Origin of the sequence: Marinomonas algae (genome assembly GCF_047525555.1) — a bacterium.
Classification (GTDB): Bacteria; Pseudomonadota; Gammaproteobacteria; order Pseudomonadales; family Marinomonadaceae; genus Marinomonas.
In genome coordinates this window covers 65,519-82,082 of the sequence record NZ_JBLIXK010000007.1, presented here as the reverse complement: position 1 = coordinate 82,082, position 16,564 = coordinate 65,519, and the positions used below count along the sequence as shown (strand labels likewise).

At 40.7% G+C, this 16,564-nt stretch carries 12 protein-coding genes; 5 read left to right on the top strand and 7 right to left on the bottom strand.

Features of this window, described 5'->3' with window-relative positions; genetic code table 11:
- Nucleotides 1-101 precede the first annotated feature (101 nt).
- Entirely contained in the window at nucleotides 102-851 is a 750-nt protein-coding gene (locus tag ACMUMQ_RS11040) for a FadR/GntR family transcriptional regulator (RefSeq protein ID WP_414682044.1), read from the top strand.
- 292 nt (nucleotides 852-1,143) lie between these two features.
- Here the strand turns inward: ACMUMQ_RS11040 and ACMUMQ_RS11035 are convergent, their stop codons facing one another.
- From ACMUMQ_RS11035 to ACMUMQ_RS11005, 7 genes are all read right to left on the bottom strand, one after another.
- Complete coding sequence (locus tag ACMUMQ_RS11035) at nucleotides 1,144-2,898, bottom strand: sodium:solute symporter family transporter (protein ID WP_414682043.1); 1,755 nt, start codon at nucleotides 2,896-2,898, stop codon at nucleotides 1,144-1,146.
- Nucleotides 2,899-3,356: 458 nt separating this feature from the next.
- Entirely contained in the window at nucleotides 3,357-5,510 is a 2,154-nt protein-coding gene (locus tag ACMUMQ_RS11030) for a heparinase II/III domain-containing protein (RefSeq protein WP_414682042.1), read from the bottom strand.
- A 4-nt stretch (nucleotides 5,511-5,514) separates the two neighbouring features.
- On the bottom strand, nucleotides 5,515-7,659 hold the full coding sequence (locus ACMUMQ_RS11025) for a heparinase II/III domain-containing protein (protein WP_414682041.1): 2,145 nt from the start codon (nucleotides 7,657-7,659) through the stop codon (nucleotides 5,515-5,517).
- 348 nt (nucleotides 7,660-8,007) lie between these two features.
- Nucleotides 8,008-9,339 (bottom strand): sensor domain-containing diguanylate cyclase, encoded by a 1,332-nt coding sequence (locus ACMUMQ_RS11020; RefSeq protein ID WP_414682040.1) that lies wholly within the window; start codon nucleotides 9,337-9,339, stop codon nucleotides 8,008-8,010.
- On the bottom strand, nucleotides 9,339-9,971 hold the full coding sequence (locus ACMUMQ_RS11015) for a hypothetical protein (RefSeq protein WP_414682039.1): 633 nt from the start codon (nucleotides 9,969-9,971) through the stop codon (nucleotides 9,339-9,341). The genes ACMUMQ_RS11020 and ACMUMQ_RS11015 overlap by 1 nt, the downstream gene beginning before the upstream one ends.
- Nucleotides 9,972-10,325 (bottom strand): response regulator, encoded by a 354-nt coding sequence (locus tag ACMUMQ_RS11010; RefSeq protein WP_414682038.1) that lies wholly within the window; start codon nucleotides 10,323-10,325, stop codon nucleotides 9,972-9,974. It lies immediately after the preceding gene.
- Nucleotides 10,326-10,508: 183 nt separating this feature from the next.
- The gene (locus ACMUMQ_RS11005) at nucleotides 10,509-11,687 is read right to left on the bottom strand and encodes a BaiN/RdsA family NAD(P)/FAD-dependent oxidoreductase (RefSeq protein WP_414682036.1); all 1,179 of its coding nucleotides are present in this window, start codon (nucleotides 11,685-11,687) and stop codon (nucleotides 10,509-10,511) included.
- A gap of 351 nt (nucleotides 11,688-12,038) precedes the next feature.
- Between ACMUMQ_RS11005 and ACMUMQ_RS11000 the strand changes: the two genes are divergently transcribed.
- The 4 genes from ACMUMQ_RS11000 (at nucleotide 12,039) to ACMUMQ_RS10985 (ending at nucleotide 16,562) form a co-directional block, all read left to right on the top strand.
- Nucleotides 12,039-12,620 (top strand): hypothetical protein, encoded by a 582-nt coding sequence (locus tag ACMUMQ_RS11000; RefSeq protein WP_414682035.1) that lies wholly within the window; start codon nucleotides 12,039-12,041, stop codon nucleotides 12,618-12,620.
- A 125-nt stretch (nucleotides 12,621-12,745) separates the two neighbouring features.
- Entirely contained in the window at nucleotides 12,746-14,041 is a 1,296-nt protein-coding gene (locus tag ACMUMQ_RS10995) for an imelysin family protein (RefSeq protein ID WP_414682034.1), read from the top strand.
- 80 nt (nucleotides 14,042-14,121) lie between these two features.
- Complete coding sequence (locus tag ACMUMQ_RS10990) at nucleotides 14,122-15,504, top strand: di-heme oxidoreductase family protein (RefSeq protein WP_414682033.1); 1,383 nt, start codon at nucleotides 14,122-14,124, stop codon at nucleotides 15,502-15,504.
- Nucleotides 15,504-16,562: an imelysin family protein gene (locus ACMUMQ_RS10985; protein WP_414682032.1), complete on the top strand. Its 1,059-nt coding sequence runs from the start codon at nucleotides 15,504-15,506 to the stop codon at nucleotides 16,560-16,562. The genes ACMUMQ_RS10990 and ACMUMQ_RS10985 overlap by 1 nt, the downstream gene beginning before the upstream one ends.
- The last annotated feature ends 2 nt before the right edge of the window (nucleotides 16,563-16,564 follow it).

The window sequence follows — 16,564 nt, the reverse complement described above, 5'->3', positions numbered from 1 at the left end:
AAAAAAAACACATAAATGTGTTAAAATTACTGAATAGACATTAAAACTTGAGCCAAAAGCCATTTAAACAATCGCCTCCAATGCTGGAAATGAAGGACACCATGACTAATAATAATAATTTTTCAAGCATCTCTACATCATCAAGAAGCTTACATGTACAGGTTGCTCGTAGTATTGCACGCCGAATTTTATCTGGAGAATTAGCCCAGGGTTCTATCGTTCCAAATGAAATGACCCTCTGCTCCCAATTTGGCGTTAGTCGAACAGCTTTAAGAGAAGCCATCAAACTTCTCACCTCAAAAGGATTACTAGAGTCACGCCCAAAGATTGGAACAAAAGTTGTAAATAGAGCTTATTGGAACTTTCTAGATCCACAAATGATTGAGTGGATGGATGGCCTTAGCGACTCAAAAGTATTCTGTAGTCAGTTTTTAGGACTTAGAAGAGCTGTTGAGCCTGAAGCATGTGCATTAGCTGCGGTGAATGCAACACCAGAGCAAAGGGATGAGCTTTCTAAAACCTTTGAGCAAATGGTGAAAATTACGAAAAACTTTAACCAAGAAGCATGGACTGAAGTAGACCTAAACTTTCATCGGTTAATTTTTAACTCTACGAACAATGATTTTTACCTTCCGTTCGGAAACATTCTGACTACTATGTTTAAAACCTTCATCATCCACTCTTCAAAAGATGGTGATGTCTGTTTAAATGAACATCGTTTGATATACGAAGCGATTATGGCAGGAAACAGCAAAGAAGCTCGAGAAGCGTCACAAGATCACCTTCAATCAGGTAAACACCGACTACCTGATGAACCTCTGACTGTTCCAGTGACTGCAGCTGTAAACTAATAAGCAAACAACTTCCTCAGAGCTGATTCTTAATTCGCAGCTCTACCAATAACTCAAATATAAAGAACAACATCGTCAGACATTCTCCTGACGATGCAAAAAAAACAATCCTTTCCTGAAAACCACCAAACTTATTCCCTTTCATAATACCTCTTTCTGCTTTCTTCATCTCTAAAGCCATTCTCTATCAAAGCGCGTAAAGAATCGAAAGCAAAAAAAGAGGTATAACAATTTAATTGTTATACCTCTTGGAAAACTAATATTTTAGTTTAACTGGTGTTATTAAGTCTGCTTAAGCTTCCGCTTCTACAGAGTCATCAACGGCCTTAACTAACAACAAGCCAACTGCTAATACGATCACACCACATAGCAGGAACACAGCGCGCCCCCATAGCGGGTTAGGAATAATACACATCCCCATTACACCAACACCAGCGATGGCAATTAATGTACCAAGCATCTTACGTTGCTTGTTATCCAATGCTTTTTGTTCACTACCTTCAGAAACCAAAGGAGTCGCCAAATTATTGAAGAATAAATCAACATCACGTTGACGCTCTTCACTAAGAGGCTTGTAGAACAAGACAGACAATACAAAGAATCCGCCAGTGAAAACAATGTGAGCCAATAGACCAATGGCAACTTTAGAGTCAGACCATTCACGCTTAGTTAACTCTTCAAGCCCAAATACGTTCTGCACAAGTTCTGGAGTGATAACAAAGCCGACGTAGTAAGACACCAAGCCACCTACAACCAATGTACCCCAACCAGCCCAATCAGGTGTTTTCTTAATAAAGAAACCTAAGAAAGCAGGAATTGTCATAGGGAAACCAATCAACGCACCTACGTACATCATGGTGTCGAACAAGCTCAACCCTTTCAAAGAGTTAATGAACAAGGCGATCAAGATAATAGCGATACCGAAGAAAGTAGATGTTAGCTTTGATACAAACACCAACTCTGTTTCAGCTGCTTTTGGACGTAAAATTGTTTGATAGAAGTTCTTTACAAAAATACCTGAGTTACGGTTAAGACCAGAGTCCATAGAGGACATAGTTGCAGCAAACATCGCAGCAATCAGTAGTCCAACCATACCTACTGGCATGTATTCTTGAACAAAGTACAAGTATGAGAAGTCTGCTGCTTTACTACCTTGCTCAGGATAGATAGCGGCTAAATCAACACCCTGACCCGCTAAGAACCAACTAGGCATAAACCAAATTAGAGGACCCATTGTCATAAGTACACAAGCTAACAGCGCTGCTTTTCTAGCATTGTTAGAGTCTTTTGCTGCCAAATAGCGATAAGCATTCAACATGTTGTTTGTGATACTGAACTGCTTGAAGAAAATGAATATAGCCCAGATACCGAAGATGCTTAAGTAATTTAAGTTATTACCCGTTAGGAATGATCCACCTTCATCTGTAGGGAAGTTAGCAATGATCTCACTAACACCACCGCCTTGAACAATAGCTACAACAGCACATGTTACGGTTACCGCCATGATAATGACCATTTGCATGAAGTCAGAGGCAATAACGGCCCAAGAGCCACCTGTTACAGACATCACCAAGACTACAAGACCTGTAACCCAGATGGTTGTAACCATATCAAAGCCGAAGATACTAGAAGCAATGATAGCCAATGCATTCAACCAAACACCAGCCGATACAACACTATTTGGCATACTAGACCAAGTAAAAACTTGCTCATTTTTCGCACCAAATCGCATACGAATGGCTTCAATAACGGTAATTACACGAAGCTGTCTAAATTTAGGAGCAAAATACAAGTAGTTCATCAGGTAACCAAATGCATTCGCAACAAAGATAACAGCGACCGCAAAACCATCGTTATATGCTTTACCGGCTGCCCCTGTAAATGTCCAAGCACTAAACTGTGTCATAAACGCAGTTGCACCAACCATCCACCACAACATATTACCGCCACCACGGAAATAATCACTTGTTGTACTGGTGAAAGTTCTAAACATCCAACCAATGGCAATTAAGAATAAAAAATATATTCCGACGATAAGAATATCCACATCACTATCCTTTTATTTTTGTAATATTGCTAGCTATCACATGATTTAAAAAACCCCACAATACAAGTCGTAAAGCGGGAACAACCAATTCAACCAGACACTTCAAATCAACTTACCAACACCAAATCGAGCAGTGAATTACAGCAAGATGACCCTGGATCAAAATTGAAAATCTTTAAAATCTTTTCTACTTCAAGGCCAAGGCGACCGAAAGTCGTGAACTTGTACTTTTATAATAAAATAGTACAAATAAAAAACACTCGAGAGCAAGACATTTTTCCCTGAATACCGAGCCTTTTTGATACAAATCAGCTCAATAATCTCAGGCTTTTACACAATGATACAAAACACAAATATTAGAGTAAGTTTTCGCTCATTGTTCTAGATAAAAACCAACTTATCTTATGATAAGTTGGTTTACCCTAATCACTCTATTTAAGAGTTAAATCCATTATTAATTAGAGTGCTGAAAAAGCACCTTTCCAACTAAACACACCATGACTCGTTGAAATCGTGTGCTCATTGCTTTGCTCACCAGCACTTCTATTTGAAACCCCGAAACGATATACAGAGCCAGTAACAGTTTTGATTTCAATCACTGTACCGTCTGCATTCTCAGCTAGAACTTCAATTTCAGACACCAGACCTCGAGCCCCATCTGAAGCCTCTATCGACTCATTAAAATAGCCATGAGTTTCTAATACAGAAGCAAAAACATGATTACTACCAGACTGTCTTAAGATAAAAGCAGGCTCCGCACGCAAGTTGAAATCGGGATCATTCGCACCGATACGAGTAAAGATAACTTCACCACCTTTTGGCGCAGTCGAAACAAGGCTGTAATAGCTGCTGTCATGCAACCAGCTGACCAAAGCACTGCCCTCAACCTTTCCTTCTCCCGTCTTCCATAAATGCTGGTAGCCATTATCCGCACCTAAAGGAGAAAGCTTAGTTGGGATACTGTAGTCAAAATCTGTACGAATGATTTGCCCTTTGAAATGGAACGGCAAGTCATACTCATGCTCTTCGTCAGATAAAATTCGATAGACATCAATAACCAATGGCTTCTCGAACTCTTCAATGTCCGCAACTAAAACACTTCGCTGCATTGTGACGCCATCATAATAATCTTCAATTATGGCGCTGGCACCTTGCAACTTAGTGTCTTCCACTTCAAAGAAATGCTTTTGACCAAACTTAGTTTCCGCCAATGCAGTATTGAATTTATTCTGAGTTTTTTGATCAACAACCACCGTATTATGCGCTACAGTCTGCTTACAGTAGGTTTTATTCTCTGGAATATAACGACCACCAAATTTAGGTTCAACATTCACCCAACGACCAAAGCCATAATCCTGCAAAACCTCATGCCCACGGTTAAACACACTCATGTGTAAACCATCATAATGCCCATGATCTAATGCAGAGTGATATTGATGATCTGAGCCATGCTGACCAAACCATAACAACACCATGGTGTCGTCTTCTTCAGAGTCACGATGACGAAGAATACTTACACCACCTTTTTCACCTTTTGGCCCATCACTCAAGAAAATACTGCCCCAAGAGAAAGGTTTAATTTCTTTGGCAGTTGAGACTGCGGTAGATAATGCCGCACCAGAAGTATGAATCCATACATCTTGCTGATGGTTCGCCATACTGATAAGCGTGTCATTTTGCTCATAGCGCTGAAAGCAAACACTTGTAGCAATAATTACACCTTCATCATTAATACTGATTGTCTTAGAGGAATCATTAAGCGCTGGCAAACTACCGTCAGGGAAAGCTGTCGCCATCACAGCATAAGAAGTCGTTTTGATAACCGAGTTGTTATATTCGTAAATCTTCAACTCAGGCTGACGACGCTCAATCGTTTCTGCGAATAAAAAGATGGGGCGCAAGGAAAAGCGATGATAATAAGGCCCTTCCATATAATAACCGTCAGGAGAGAACAAATTATCCAATTGAGCTAAAAAGCCACCACTCGTACGATCTAACTTCAAACCGTAAAGCGCTTTATCAACAGACTCTTGATCCCCAATGGCATAACCACAAATACCAACAGCAGCCACAGCCCATAAGCCATGATTGTGAACAATGTCGAAGTCTTTACCGTAAGTGACAACGAACATGTGAATCATTGGTTTAAACAAGTTCTCAGTAATCAGCGTTCGCTCATCATCCGTTAACGTGTGGTAAACACAGCTGTATGCGCAAGAGGCATAAAGCATCCACATATTTTCATTCAATGTTTGATGGAAAAGCTTGCCCGGAGGATTTGAGTCACGACTTGTATTGTCTTCTAATTCTGGATAAACATGCGCGTATTTCGTCAATATGGTCACAATGTAGTCACGATACACATCGCTCTTTGTGATCAAAAATAAGCGTGCAGCAATGTCCATAATAATATAGTTCTGCTTATGACGATTATGCTCGTAACCGCCCGCTTCGCCTTGTTTAGTCGGCACTTCAACACCAACACTGTCCATGTAAGCTTTTACTTTCGCCATATCGCGGCGTAAACCTCGACCCAGCAAAGAATCTTTTTCTAGTTCTTCTGCCAATACCGCCGCTTCATCAAAGCTTAGTAATAATGGTTGGTAACTCATATTCTTATTCTCCTTCAGCTGGACAGATGTTTAATGAATAGAAGCCTGTCCAACGATATTCAACGCCACCAAATTCAAGCTGGTGCTCAGTACTTTCTTGGCAATCTAGTTGGTTGCTCACCATCAAGATAAAGATTGCATCATTGGATGTAATCTCAACAACAGAGCCCAAGTCGTTATGGCCAATCACTTTAATGTTTGAAACCTTGCCGCGGGCATTTGTTGATTGTTCAAACTCTTCATTAAAGTAACCGTGAGTTTCCAGAACAGACGCAAATAAAGTGGTGCTGCCTTGGCTACGTAATGTAAAGCCAGAATCGTTTCGTAAATTGAAGCTAGGATCCGCAGCGCCTACAGTCGTGAAAATCACTTCGTTGGATTCATTTGAGCTTGTACCCAACCAAGAGTAATACGCATTACCTTGCAACCAACTCACTAGAGCACTTTCTGGCGCACTACCAGAAGCTAGCTTCCATAAATGCTGGTAACCATTGTCTGCGCCTAATGGCTCTAATTCAGCGCATGATGTGTAAGTGAAGTTCGTTCTGACAATTTGACCTGCATATTGATGGGAATAATCGTAACTATGCTCTGTGTCCGTTTTTAAACGGAACAAATCAATCAACAATGGCGCTTCAAAGTGTTCATTATTCAACAAAAACGCGCTTCGTTGCATTTTCACATCATCGTAATGATCGTTCGCAAAAGCACTTACGCCTAAACAAGTTTCATCGTCACCAACAAAAAAGTGCGGGATCCCGTGAACACTGTCTGCTTTATCTACATCAAAATTGTTTTGAGTTTTCTGATCGACCGTAACGATATTGTGTGCAATCGTTTGACGAGCGTAGGATTTATTCTCATCCAAATAGCGGCCACCAAATTTAGGCTCAACATTCACCCAACGAGCAAAGCCGTATTCTTTCAATACCTCTTGGCCACGGTTAAAAAATGTGATGCCAAGCGTATCAAAGTGACCATGTCCCATACCGTGTTGGCCATAGTTCATGTTCAATTGCGCGATATCGTTATTTGCTCCTTGAAGACGCAAGAACCCTTGAGCCCCCTTATCACCTTCTGCACCTTCATTTAATTCGATACTAGGCCAATAAGGAACGACAATATCACCAGACTTTTCTGCTTTTTCATGTTCATTCGATAGAGACAAACCACACGCATGCAACCACACTTCGCCTTGAAGTTCAGCCATACCAACAATATTTTCGTCGCAACCATAATGCTCAGCCAATACGCTAACAGCCACTTGTACGCCAGCGTCTGTAATTCCCATACTACGAGAAGCGTCATTTAGTGCTGGAAACTTGCCGTTTGGATAAGCTGTAGCAAGCAAAGCTTTCACCGTTCGACCGATAACGCCATCTTTGTAAGCGTAAATATCCACTTCAGGCATATGACGATGCAGTATTTCAGCAAAAACACAAGTTGGGTAAATGGCATAACGATGGTAATAAGGGCCTTCAATGTAATAGCCAGCCGGAGAGAAAAGCTGCGAGATTTGAGCAAGGAAACCACCTGTTTCATTATTTGCCATGCCATAAACCGCTTTATCTAGGTATTCGCGCTTACCGATCACCAAACCACAAATACCCACTGCCGCGACAGCCCAAATACCGTGATTATGAATACGGTCAAAGTCATGACCGTATTTAACAGTAAACATGTCCAACATAGGGTCAAACAACTTATCAACAATATGATTTCGCTGTTCTTCTGTCATTTCATGGGATACGCAGGAATATGCCAAGCTACTAAACATCAACCAGCAATGTTCATTGAGTATTTGGTGAAATAATCGACCGGTAGGATTGGTGTTTTTTTGAACATGAAAGCCGAAAGTAAGGTATTTATCGGCATAGAGAGAAAGTAATTCGATGACGAAGTCAGCATACTTTTTTTCTTTTGTTACAAGAAATAGGTTACCCGCCAAATGCATGTACTTGTAGTTTTGCTTATGGCGATTATGCTCGTAGCCACCAGCTTCACCATGACCAGGCACTTCTAATGGCAAACGCATAAATGCATCAACTTGTTCTTGATTGCCGGCGATGGTTTTCCCCATCAAACTGGAATGTCCGACCTGAGCCTGCAATAAATTAAGCTCATCACACGTAAATAATACTGATTGCATGTACATCGTCTCCATCACTAAATTCGTATTTATTTTAATTTGCGCATAATAAAAGCATACCGCGACTCGCCCTAACCATTGGCAAGCCCCGGTATGCTTTTATTAACTTAGTGCTTATTAATGCTATTATAATACAAAAAAAATCAATCCAACAGCAAATACAAGATAGCAAACAACTGCTATAGATCTATGAAAACCGCAATTTAGTAATAGAAGAAAATTCTGTGATGCAAAGAAGCTTTGATAAAAAGCAGCCTAATCATTGCCGCATTCATAACTCGAAAAAGCCAGCACAGCCTTAGCGGACTCTTAACTCACTACAAAAATCACTCTCAACAGTCACCGGAGCTACTTTTCGGAATACATTTCCTTATCTGCAAGATGAATCAACTCATCGAGATTATGGCCGTCGTTAGGGTAACAAGCATGGCCAATTGAAGCAGAAACGGAGATAACATCTGAATCACATAGAAAAGGAGACGATATTTTAGACTTCAGTGTTTCAATATAATCATCAGGAGTCGCTTCTTTACGAATAACCAGAAACTCATCTCCACCAATCCTGAAAGCCGAGTCATCTTCTGATAAACAACTTTTTATGCGTTGAGAAATCTTGATCAGTACTTTATCGCCAAACTGATGCCCGAATTGATCGTTAATTTCTTTAAATTTATTTAAATCAACGAAAAACAAAGAAAGCCCCACACTATTAGAGTTCAAGCCTTCAGCATCCATCTTACGCTTATAGTCATCAAACCTCTTCATTAAAAAAGAGCGACTAAACAGCCCAGTAAGCTCATCATGGCTCGCCATATAGCTTAACTTTTCAAAGCTCATTTTCCACTCAATCAAGCTTGAAATAAGATCCCTGATTTTAGTGACTGTTTTTCCAAAGCTTACATCAAGGATGTGCTCTGAGTTCTTCACAAACTCAACAACGCCCTTTATATCCTTATCTGAAAAGTCCACCAAAAAGAGATTCGTTTTATATTCATTCCCTAGACTCTCCACCATTTCGGAAAGACTGTCCCCTTCAAACTCTTTATGCTGTATGAGCTTTTCACAACGCTTAAGCACCGCACTATTATTATCTTTAGGGTAGCGGAACCCTTCCCCTTCTTTTAAGAAGGAGAACTTAATAGATATAGAACTCACATTCCAAGAGACATCATCGATCAAGCTTGCGATAAAGCCTTCCAGACTGACACTCAAATCCGAGGCTTTTTTGAAATAATTACGCTCAATAGTTAATAAAGACTCGTTCACACGAATCTGCTTTTCTCTTTTAACTAGCGACGTGTAATCAACAATACGGATAAGAATGCCGACCTTATCTTTCAACGGAGAAATCAGCGTAGAGATATGAAGAGGCAACCGAACAGAAGCCTCCTTATTTCGATACAAAGGCAAGATGTTCTTATGAATTTTATGAGAAAGAATGCGACTTAATGATGAGCTCATCGCATTATCAATAGAATCTAGAAGCTGCTCCGAGATATCCCCCAAAAAAACAGCGTCCAGTGTTTTATTCAAATAATCTTCTGTTTGCATCACACCATGATCTAAAACCCAGTCATTAAGGTATACAATTTTACCTTCTGGGCTAAGAATAATAATGCCGCCTTCTATACTTCCAAATGATGAAAGCAAAACATCAATCGGTATCAGGTCTTTCATCATTACGCTTCTTCCAAACCTTTAAGGTAGTCTTGTAACGTGCTTTTGAAAGTACCATTTTCTGTTAAGTCGATGACAAACACCAAATGCCCAGACAAGTCACGGCTCTTCAAACTAAAGTCAATTTTCAAAAGCATAACAACTACTTCCAAATCACTTTTGGAAATAAGCTGCTCCATCAACAATTTGGGGCGCGTGTTAAATGTATCAGGAAGCATAGTACTTAATGGCTTATTAAGAATATTAGAGATAGTCGATAAGCAATTATTTAAAAGAATATTTCCCAACTCAGACAAAGCTTCTTCTTCCAGCTCAGCATCAACCTCTACATCTAGCTCATCGCCTTCTCCTAGCATGACATTTACAAGATCAAGGCTGCGAGATTCAGGAAAAAGCAACGCCGCTTTACCAGCGAAGAAGCCAGAAAAAGACTGACTGACACCTGTCAACGAATTAGGCAGTCTTTCTTCGAAAGCATTCGTCGCTTCTTCTAACGACAAAAACTCTAGCATCGGGACTTTTAACACGACTTCTTCATTGGCTATCTGAGATAAGGACGCTGCAGACTTACCGACACCAATATTGACAAGCTCTACGACAAGGTCAAACTCATCTTCAGATAAAAAATCACTCATTTACACACCTACAACTTTAGCAAGTTCTTCTGGCTTAGCTGGCTTTGCTATGAAATCGATTCCCATTGAGATAGCCCTATCTTTGATAGCGTCCTGAATGTTTGCTGTAACAAGCGTCTGCTTTATTTTTGGGTAATCCTTCAACAAAACTTCGGCCAATTCGAGACCATTTCTATCCGGCATATTGTAATCGATCAGTGCAAGATCAATGCTCTTTTCCTGTAAAAGTAACTCGGCTGCATCTGCGCTTGCCGCTTCACTAATTTCAAGGGAGTCATCCAGTCGCTTTAAGCTTTTAGATAAAGCAAGGCGACTCACCTTACTGTCATCAACTAATAAAATCTTTAATGGCATAACAACTCCTCAATAAAATGCCTAACATTAGGTTATGGAGCCATAATACGGAATTCACCCAAGATTAAGTCAGGTATTGATAGGGAGTTTTGTTACTGTTTGTCGTGGATTGTATCTTTCGTTACAAAGCAAGAAGCGTTAAAGAACTACCATATTTGAAGCCATTCAAGCTCCCAGCCCAGATCAAACATACTGACCTGCACAATAGCCACTCGCCCACGCCCATTGAAAGTTATAGCCACCGAGCCAGCCTGTCACATCAAGCACTTCCCCAATAAAATAAAGTCCTTTTTGCTTCTGAGACTCAAAAGTCTTTGAAGACACTTCACTGGTATTCACACCACCAAGAGTCACTTCTGCAGTTCGATAACCCTCAGTACCGTTTGGCGCAATATCAAAGTCTGTCAAATAGTGATGTAAGGATTCAATTTGTTGATTCGATGTTTGTGCTGAGCGCTCGTTTAACCATGTAAACTCCTTTTTAACCAGCTCAACCAAGCGCTTTGGGAGCGTATTAGACAGCACACTTTCAAAACTTTTCTTAGGCGTATTCTGTCGAACAGCCAGTAAATCATCTAGCGACATATTAGGAGCAATATTAATTGAAAGTTCTTCTCCAGGCTGCCAGAAATTCGTAATCTGAAGTATTGATGGGCCACTCACCCCACGATGAGTAAACAGCATCGGCTCTTGAAAAGTCGTTCCGCCAGCAGAAGCGGCAATATCACAAGCAATACCTGATAGTTCAGAAAATTGCGCCTTTCTGTCCGGCTGCACTGTAATCGGTACCAAACTTGCCCGAGTGGGTAAAATTTCGTGCCCCACTTGCTTAGCGATATCATAACCAAAGCCAGTCGCACCCTTTGTAGGAATCGATAAACCACCTGTTGCAACAACTAATGAACGACAAACAAAAGTCCCTTGAGACGTACTCACAAGAATGTCATCAGTTCGATAATCTATTGAGTGAATCTTAGTATTTAGCTTTATTTCAGCACCAGACCATTCCAACTCAGTCATCAAAATACTCAGTAAATCTTTTGCAGAATGTTGGCAGAATAATTGGCCAGGCGTTTTTTCAACATACTCAAGTCCATGACGATCGACCAAATCAACAAAGTCTTGTGATGAAAAGCGGCGAAGTGCAGAAATACAAAAATGAGGGTTATCAGATAAGAAATGTTTTGGCGCAGCATCCATATTAGTAAAGTTGCAACGCCCTCCGCCGGACATCAAAATTTTCTTTCCAGCCTTATTTGAATGATCCAAGACCAGTACTTTTTTACCACGATAGCCTGCGGTCGCGGCACACATTAAACCCGAAGCACCAGCACCAATAACCACAACATCAACTTTATCCACAACTTACCTCATCACTTAAATGTGGCTGCATTATAGAGCCTCAGTTTAACTTTTACACTGGATTGCGACGCTTTTCTCTAAACAGCATAGAGCAACTCGAAAAACAAAATATTGTCCACAAAATCCGTTAAGAAGGCTGTGGGAATCACAAAATACTCCTTTTAATTCAACAAGATAAATAAAATCAAACATTTATTAAAAAATATTTACAGAAAACAAAAAGTAAATAGAAGCAAGAGCCAACGCAAAAAAAACAGCAAATATTTCAAAAAAGATCTATACAAAAAAACTGTATAATTATACAGTACTGTATAAACAAACAGTAAATATTGGTTTTTAAAGGATATGATTATGATCACTATCAAAGCCCCTATTCGCAGAACTCACAAAGTGACACTCGTCGCAATTATAACGCTTGCTTTGTATGCGCCAGCAAAAGACGTCATTGATATCATAAGCAAGCATTTTTCTAAGCAAACCATTCAAATAGTTGATGCTTCTTTTGGAACCAACATGCCATGGCAAGAAGAAAGCGCCTCTTTTCTAAAAGTAAGCAACAATGCTCAATCAACACTATCTAGATCACAAGTCATCTACACGAAATTACGTCTAAGCAACCCAACAGCAGAAGTAAAAACATATCGTAAAATTTGGCTAAACTTCACCCACGAAAATGGTGATCAGGAATACACAACTGATTACACGCTATACAACACAGAAACACGCCAACGCTTAATAGGTCAGTCAATTGAGCTTGGACCAAACAGCTCCATAGATGTTATTGCTGCCTACCGATTCATTCCAAGCTATAAAAATAAGTCTCCGGTTACAATGAGCATTTCTTGGGAAGGGCAAAGTCTGCTGAGAGACAAAGCATGTGAATACAACCTTTATAACGTATCGAACACTCGATTTCATTACCAATGCGACTAAATTCATTCGCTCGATATGAAAAGAAAAAATGAAATAAAAAAGATAAGAATGTAAGCAATGCTTCGTTGATAATCGTTTTCATTTCTAATATGATGATTTCACAAACTAATATTGGAGCTCGAAACATGAAACGATTGTTAACCCCTATCGCAATCTGCGTTGCCGGTGCAATGCTTACAGCGTGTGGCCCAGCGGCAGTAAAAAATGAATCTAGCAAAGTAACAGCGGACGCTGTTGTTGTTCATTATGCTGATATTGCTGAAGCGATTTACAGTGACTCTTTGTCTACAGCAAAAACTTTACGTTCAACAATCGATACATTCCTAGACAAGCCTACAGAAGCCAACTTGCAAGCTGCTCGTACTGCTTGGATTGCAGCTCGCGCACCTTACCAGCAAAGTGAAGTTTACCGCTTTGGTAATGCCATCGTTGATGACTGGGAAGGTAAAGTAAACGCTTGGCCACTAGATGAAGGTCTTATCGATTACGTTGCTCAAGACAGCTATGGCTCTGAGTCTGATTTGAATCCTCTATATTCAGCAAATGTTATTGCGTCTACTAGCCTAACAATTGGCGGCCAAACAGTAGATACAACAAACATCACTCCAGACTTGATTGCTAATACTTTACAAGAAGCAGATGGTGTTGAAGCGAACGTTGCAAGCGGTTACCACGCAATTGAGTTTTTACTTTGGGGCCAAGATCTACATGGTACTAATCCTGGTGCCGGTGAACGCCCAGCCACAGATTTCGACCTAGAAAACTGCACAAACGGAAACTGTGACCGTCGTCGTGATTACCTAATGGCAGCTACTGATTTGCTTATCTCTGATTTAGAAGAAATGGCAAACAACTGGAAAGAAGGCGGCGCAGCTCGTGTTGCTCTACTAGAGCAATCTACTGATGAAGGTCTTGCAACAATACTAACAGGTATGGGTAGCTTGGCTTACGGCGAGCTTGGTGGCGAAAGAACCAAACTTGGTTTGATGCTACATGATCCAGAAGAAGAACATGATTGCTTCTCTGATAATACTCATTGGTCTCACTACCATGATGCGCAAGGCATTAAAAATGTTTACTTAGGTGAATACAAGCGTGTAGACGGCAGCTGGGTTAAAGGCCCATCTCTATCTAAGCTGATTGCTCAAGAAGACATTGCACTAGACCTTGAGATGAAAGCTAAGTTGGAAACAACAGAAGCTGCAGCACAAGCTATGGTTGAAGCCGCTGAACATGGCCAGACATTCGATGTGTTGATTGCAATGAACAACACAGCAGGCAACCAATTGGTTCAAACATTTGTTGATTCATTAGTTGATGAAACTCGTGTAACTGAAGAGATCATCCACCACTTAGACCTTCAAGGTATCGCTTTAGAAGGTTCTGATAGTTTGGATAACCCAAGCGCGGTATTTGAATAATACCGCAACCCCTACATAATAATTAAATGGGGTGCATGGAAGGATCTGTCATTTAGTCAGTTAATGGTATTTGTCTATTTATGACACACAAGTTAAAAGCAATAAACTTTAGTATAGCTGGCATCATTGCCAGCTTTTTTTATTTCCAGAACGACGCTTTTGCCAACACCTATTCAAATCCCATTTCAGGCATAAAACTGGAAGATAAACTCGACTTCAAAATCGGAGAATCTGTCTTTCAAAAATTTTGGGTCCCTTCACCTTCTTCAACCACAGCAAGCGATGGTTTAGGCCCTCTATATAACACTCGATCTTGCAACAATTGCCACATTAATAACGGGCGAGGCCACGCCCCTTCAGCAGGAATAAGTGGAGCTTCAGTACCTTCCTTTTTAATTCGTTTCGGAAGAGCTTACGAAGAACTCTCACCGGTAGCCGATTTTATTTATCCAAAGATTGGAGACCGCCATTATGGCAGTCAGTTTCAAGGCCATAGCGTTCAAGGAATTCAACCTGAAGGCGACTATTACCTCTCATATGACCTTCGCATAGAAACACTAACAGACGGCACAGAAGTAGAGTTAAGAAAGCCCAAGCTTCATTGGACAGCTCTCAATTATGGAAACTTAGAGGATAGTACCGGAATTAGCCTTTTGGTTGCCCCAGCACTGGTTGGAATGGGTTTATTGGATAATATTCCGGGTGCTACAATTGCAGCCAATGCTGACCCTGATGACAAAAATAAAGACGGCATTAGCGGTCGTATCAATTGGATTCCTGACGGAAATAATGGGAAAACAATTGGACGTTTTGGCTACAAAGCTTCTACCTCAAGTGTTAGCTTTCAAAACCAACAAGCATTTAATATTGATTTGGGATTATCCACTCCAATTCATCCTGCTCCATCCGGCGATTGCACCACACTTCAAGAAGAGTGTATGGCAAGCCCAAATGGCAACAGTGAACATTTGGGTAACCTAGAGGTTGATAAGCAGCAATCAGATTTAGTTGATCTTTTTGTTTCTTTATCCTCACCGCCCGCCATGCGTAATCTTGGCGACTCCACTTTCAGAGAAGGAAAAACAATCTTTGATAATGGAGGTTGTGCAAGTTGCCATATTCCCAAAATGGAAACTGGTGAACATGCAACGTTTGAAGCACTTGAAAACCGAACATTCTACCCTTTCACGGACATGCTACTGCACGATATGGGACCAGAATTAGCAAGCGGTTTTCCAAGTTTCTCCGCAACACCAAGCGAATGGCGTACAGCGCCGTTATGGGGAATTGGTTTATCTCATAAAGTCTCAGGAAGACAAGGTTTCCTTCACGACGGACGAGCAAGGACAATAGAAGAAGCCATTCTATGGCATGGCGGAGAAGCAAAACAGAGTCAACAGTTTTACAAACAATTAACTAAAGAACACCGACAAAAACTTATTTACTTTTTGGAGTCGCTTTAATGAAATATTTCCCGAAGTTTGTTGCTTTAGCCGTTAGCGTAACCTTTCCCTTAATCGCATCGGCAGGCCAATGGGAAGGCCCTCTTAATGGCATAGTCGATAAAGTGGTCAAACAAGGCTATGAATCTTACTCTATCTCTGCCGAAGCCCTACAAAAGTCCAGCCATGAATTTTGCGCCTCCCCTTCAGAAACAAACCTCAACTTGGCCCAACAAGCCTTTAAAGAAAACGCCTTAGATTGGCAACAAGTTCAATGGCTTAACTTTGGCCCTGTAACCTACTTCATGCGCTATTACGCTTTTGAGTATTGGCCAGATAAAAAAGGCGTCACTCAACGTCAATTAAGAGCATTAAGCCAAGGCGACCCATCCATCATGGACGCACCTAAGTTTTGGACTTCTGCTAGTATCGCTGTACGTGGTTTAACCGCTATTGAAAGTCTTCTTTATCACCCAGATTTTGACCCAATGAATTCAACCAGTCATTGTAGCTTGTTAGAGCGCGTTGCAGATCACCATCTAGAAAGCGCAAAAGCAGTCGCACAGCAATGGCAAGAAAGCAAAGCGCAAGATTGGGTATTTGATGAAGAAGGCATGGGATTTGATCCAGAAGAAGTTGCACTAGAGCAATTTCTTCAGCAATGGATTGAGCATATGTCTGCGGTCAAAGACTCCAAACTAGAAACTCCAATTGGTTACAATGGCCGCGAGAACTTAAAGTTAGCTGAGTTCTACCGCAGCGATTTGTCGCTACATACAATGCAAAAGAATTTGAAATCATACCGTGAAATTTATCACTCAGGTTCACCTTCTTTATTTGACATAGCCAAACAACGTAATCCGGTCGTGGCAGATCAACTAGAGCAGCAGCTAATTGAAAACGTTAAATTATCTTTGCAACTGCCAAGCAATTTCTTTAAATCAGATATGCCACAAGAAGAGAAAGTTGCGCTTGCGAAACCTTTAGTGAAATCCATTTCTAGTAGCCAATCTTACTTGTCTAGCTTAGTCACCTCTCTAGGCTTTCAAATTGGCTTCAATAGCCGAGACGGAGACTAATC

What these genes read in the sequence shown, in the direction of transcription:
- ACMUMQ_RS11040 (WP_414682044.1), top strand. Translation starts at nt 102, where the DNA reads ATGACTAATAATAATAATTTTTCAAGCATCTCTACATCATCAAGAAGC.
- ACMUMQ_RS11030 (WP_414682042.1), bottom strand. Translation starts at nt 5,510, where the DNA reads ATGAGTTACCAACCATTATTACTAAGCTTTGATGAAGCGGCGGTATTG.
- ACMUMQ_RS11025 (WP_414682041.1), bottom strand. Translation starts at nt 7,659, where the DNA reads ATGCAATCAGTATTATTTACGTGTGATGAGCTTAATTTATTGCAGGCT.
- ACMUMQ_RS11020 (WP_414682040.1), bottom strand. Translation starts at nt 9,339, where the DNA reads ATGATGAAAGACCTGATACCGATTGATGTTTTGCTTTCATCATTTGGA.
- ACMUMQ_RS11015 (WP_414682039.1), bottom strand. Translation starts at nt 9,971, where the DNA reads ATGAGTGATTTTTTATCTGAAGATGAGTTTGACCTTGTCGTAGAGCTT.
- ACMUMQ_RS11010 (WP_414682038.1), bottom strand. Translation starts at nt 10,325, where the DNA reads ATGCCATTAAAGATTTTATTAGTTGATGACAGTAAGGTGAGTCGCCTT.
- ACMUMQ_RS11000 (WP_414682035.1), top strand. Translation starts at nt 12,039, where the DNA reads ATGATCACTATCAAAGCCCCTATTCGCAGAACTCACAAAGTGACACTC.
- ACMUMQ_RS10995 (WP_414682034.1), top strand. Translation starts at nt 12,746, where the DNA reads ATGAAACGATTGTTAACCCCTATCGCAATCTGCGTTGCCGGTGCAATG.
- ACMUMQ_RS10990 (WP_414682033.1), top strand. Translation starts at nt 14,122, where the DNA reads ATGACACACAAGTTAAAAGCAATAAACTTTAGTATAGCTGGCATCATT.
- ACMUMQ_RS10985 (WP_414682032.1), top strand. Translation starts at nt 15,504, where the DNA reads ATGAAATATTTCCCGAAGTTTGTTGCTTTAGCCGTTAGCGTAACCTTT.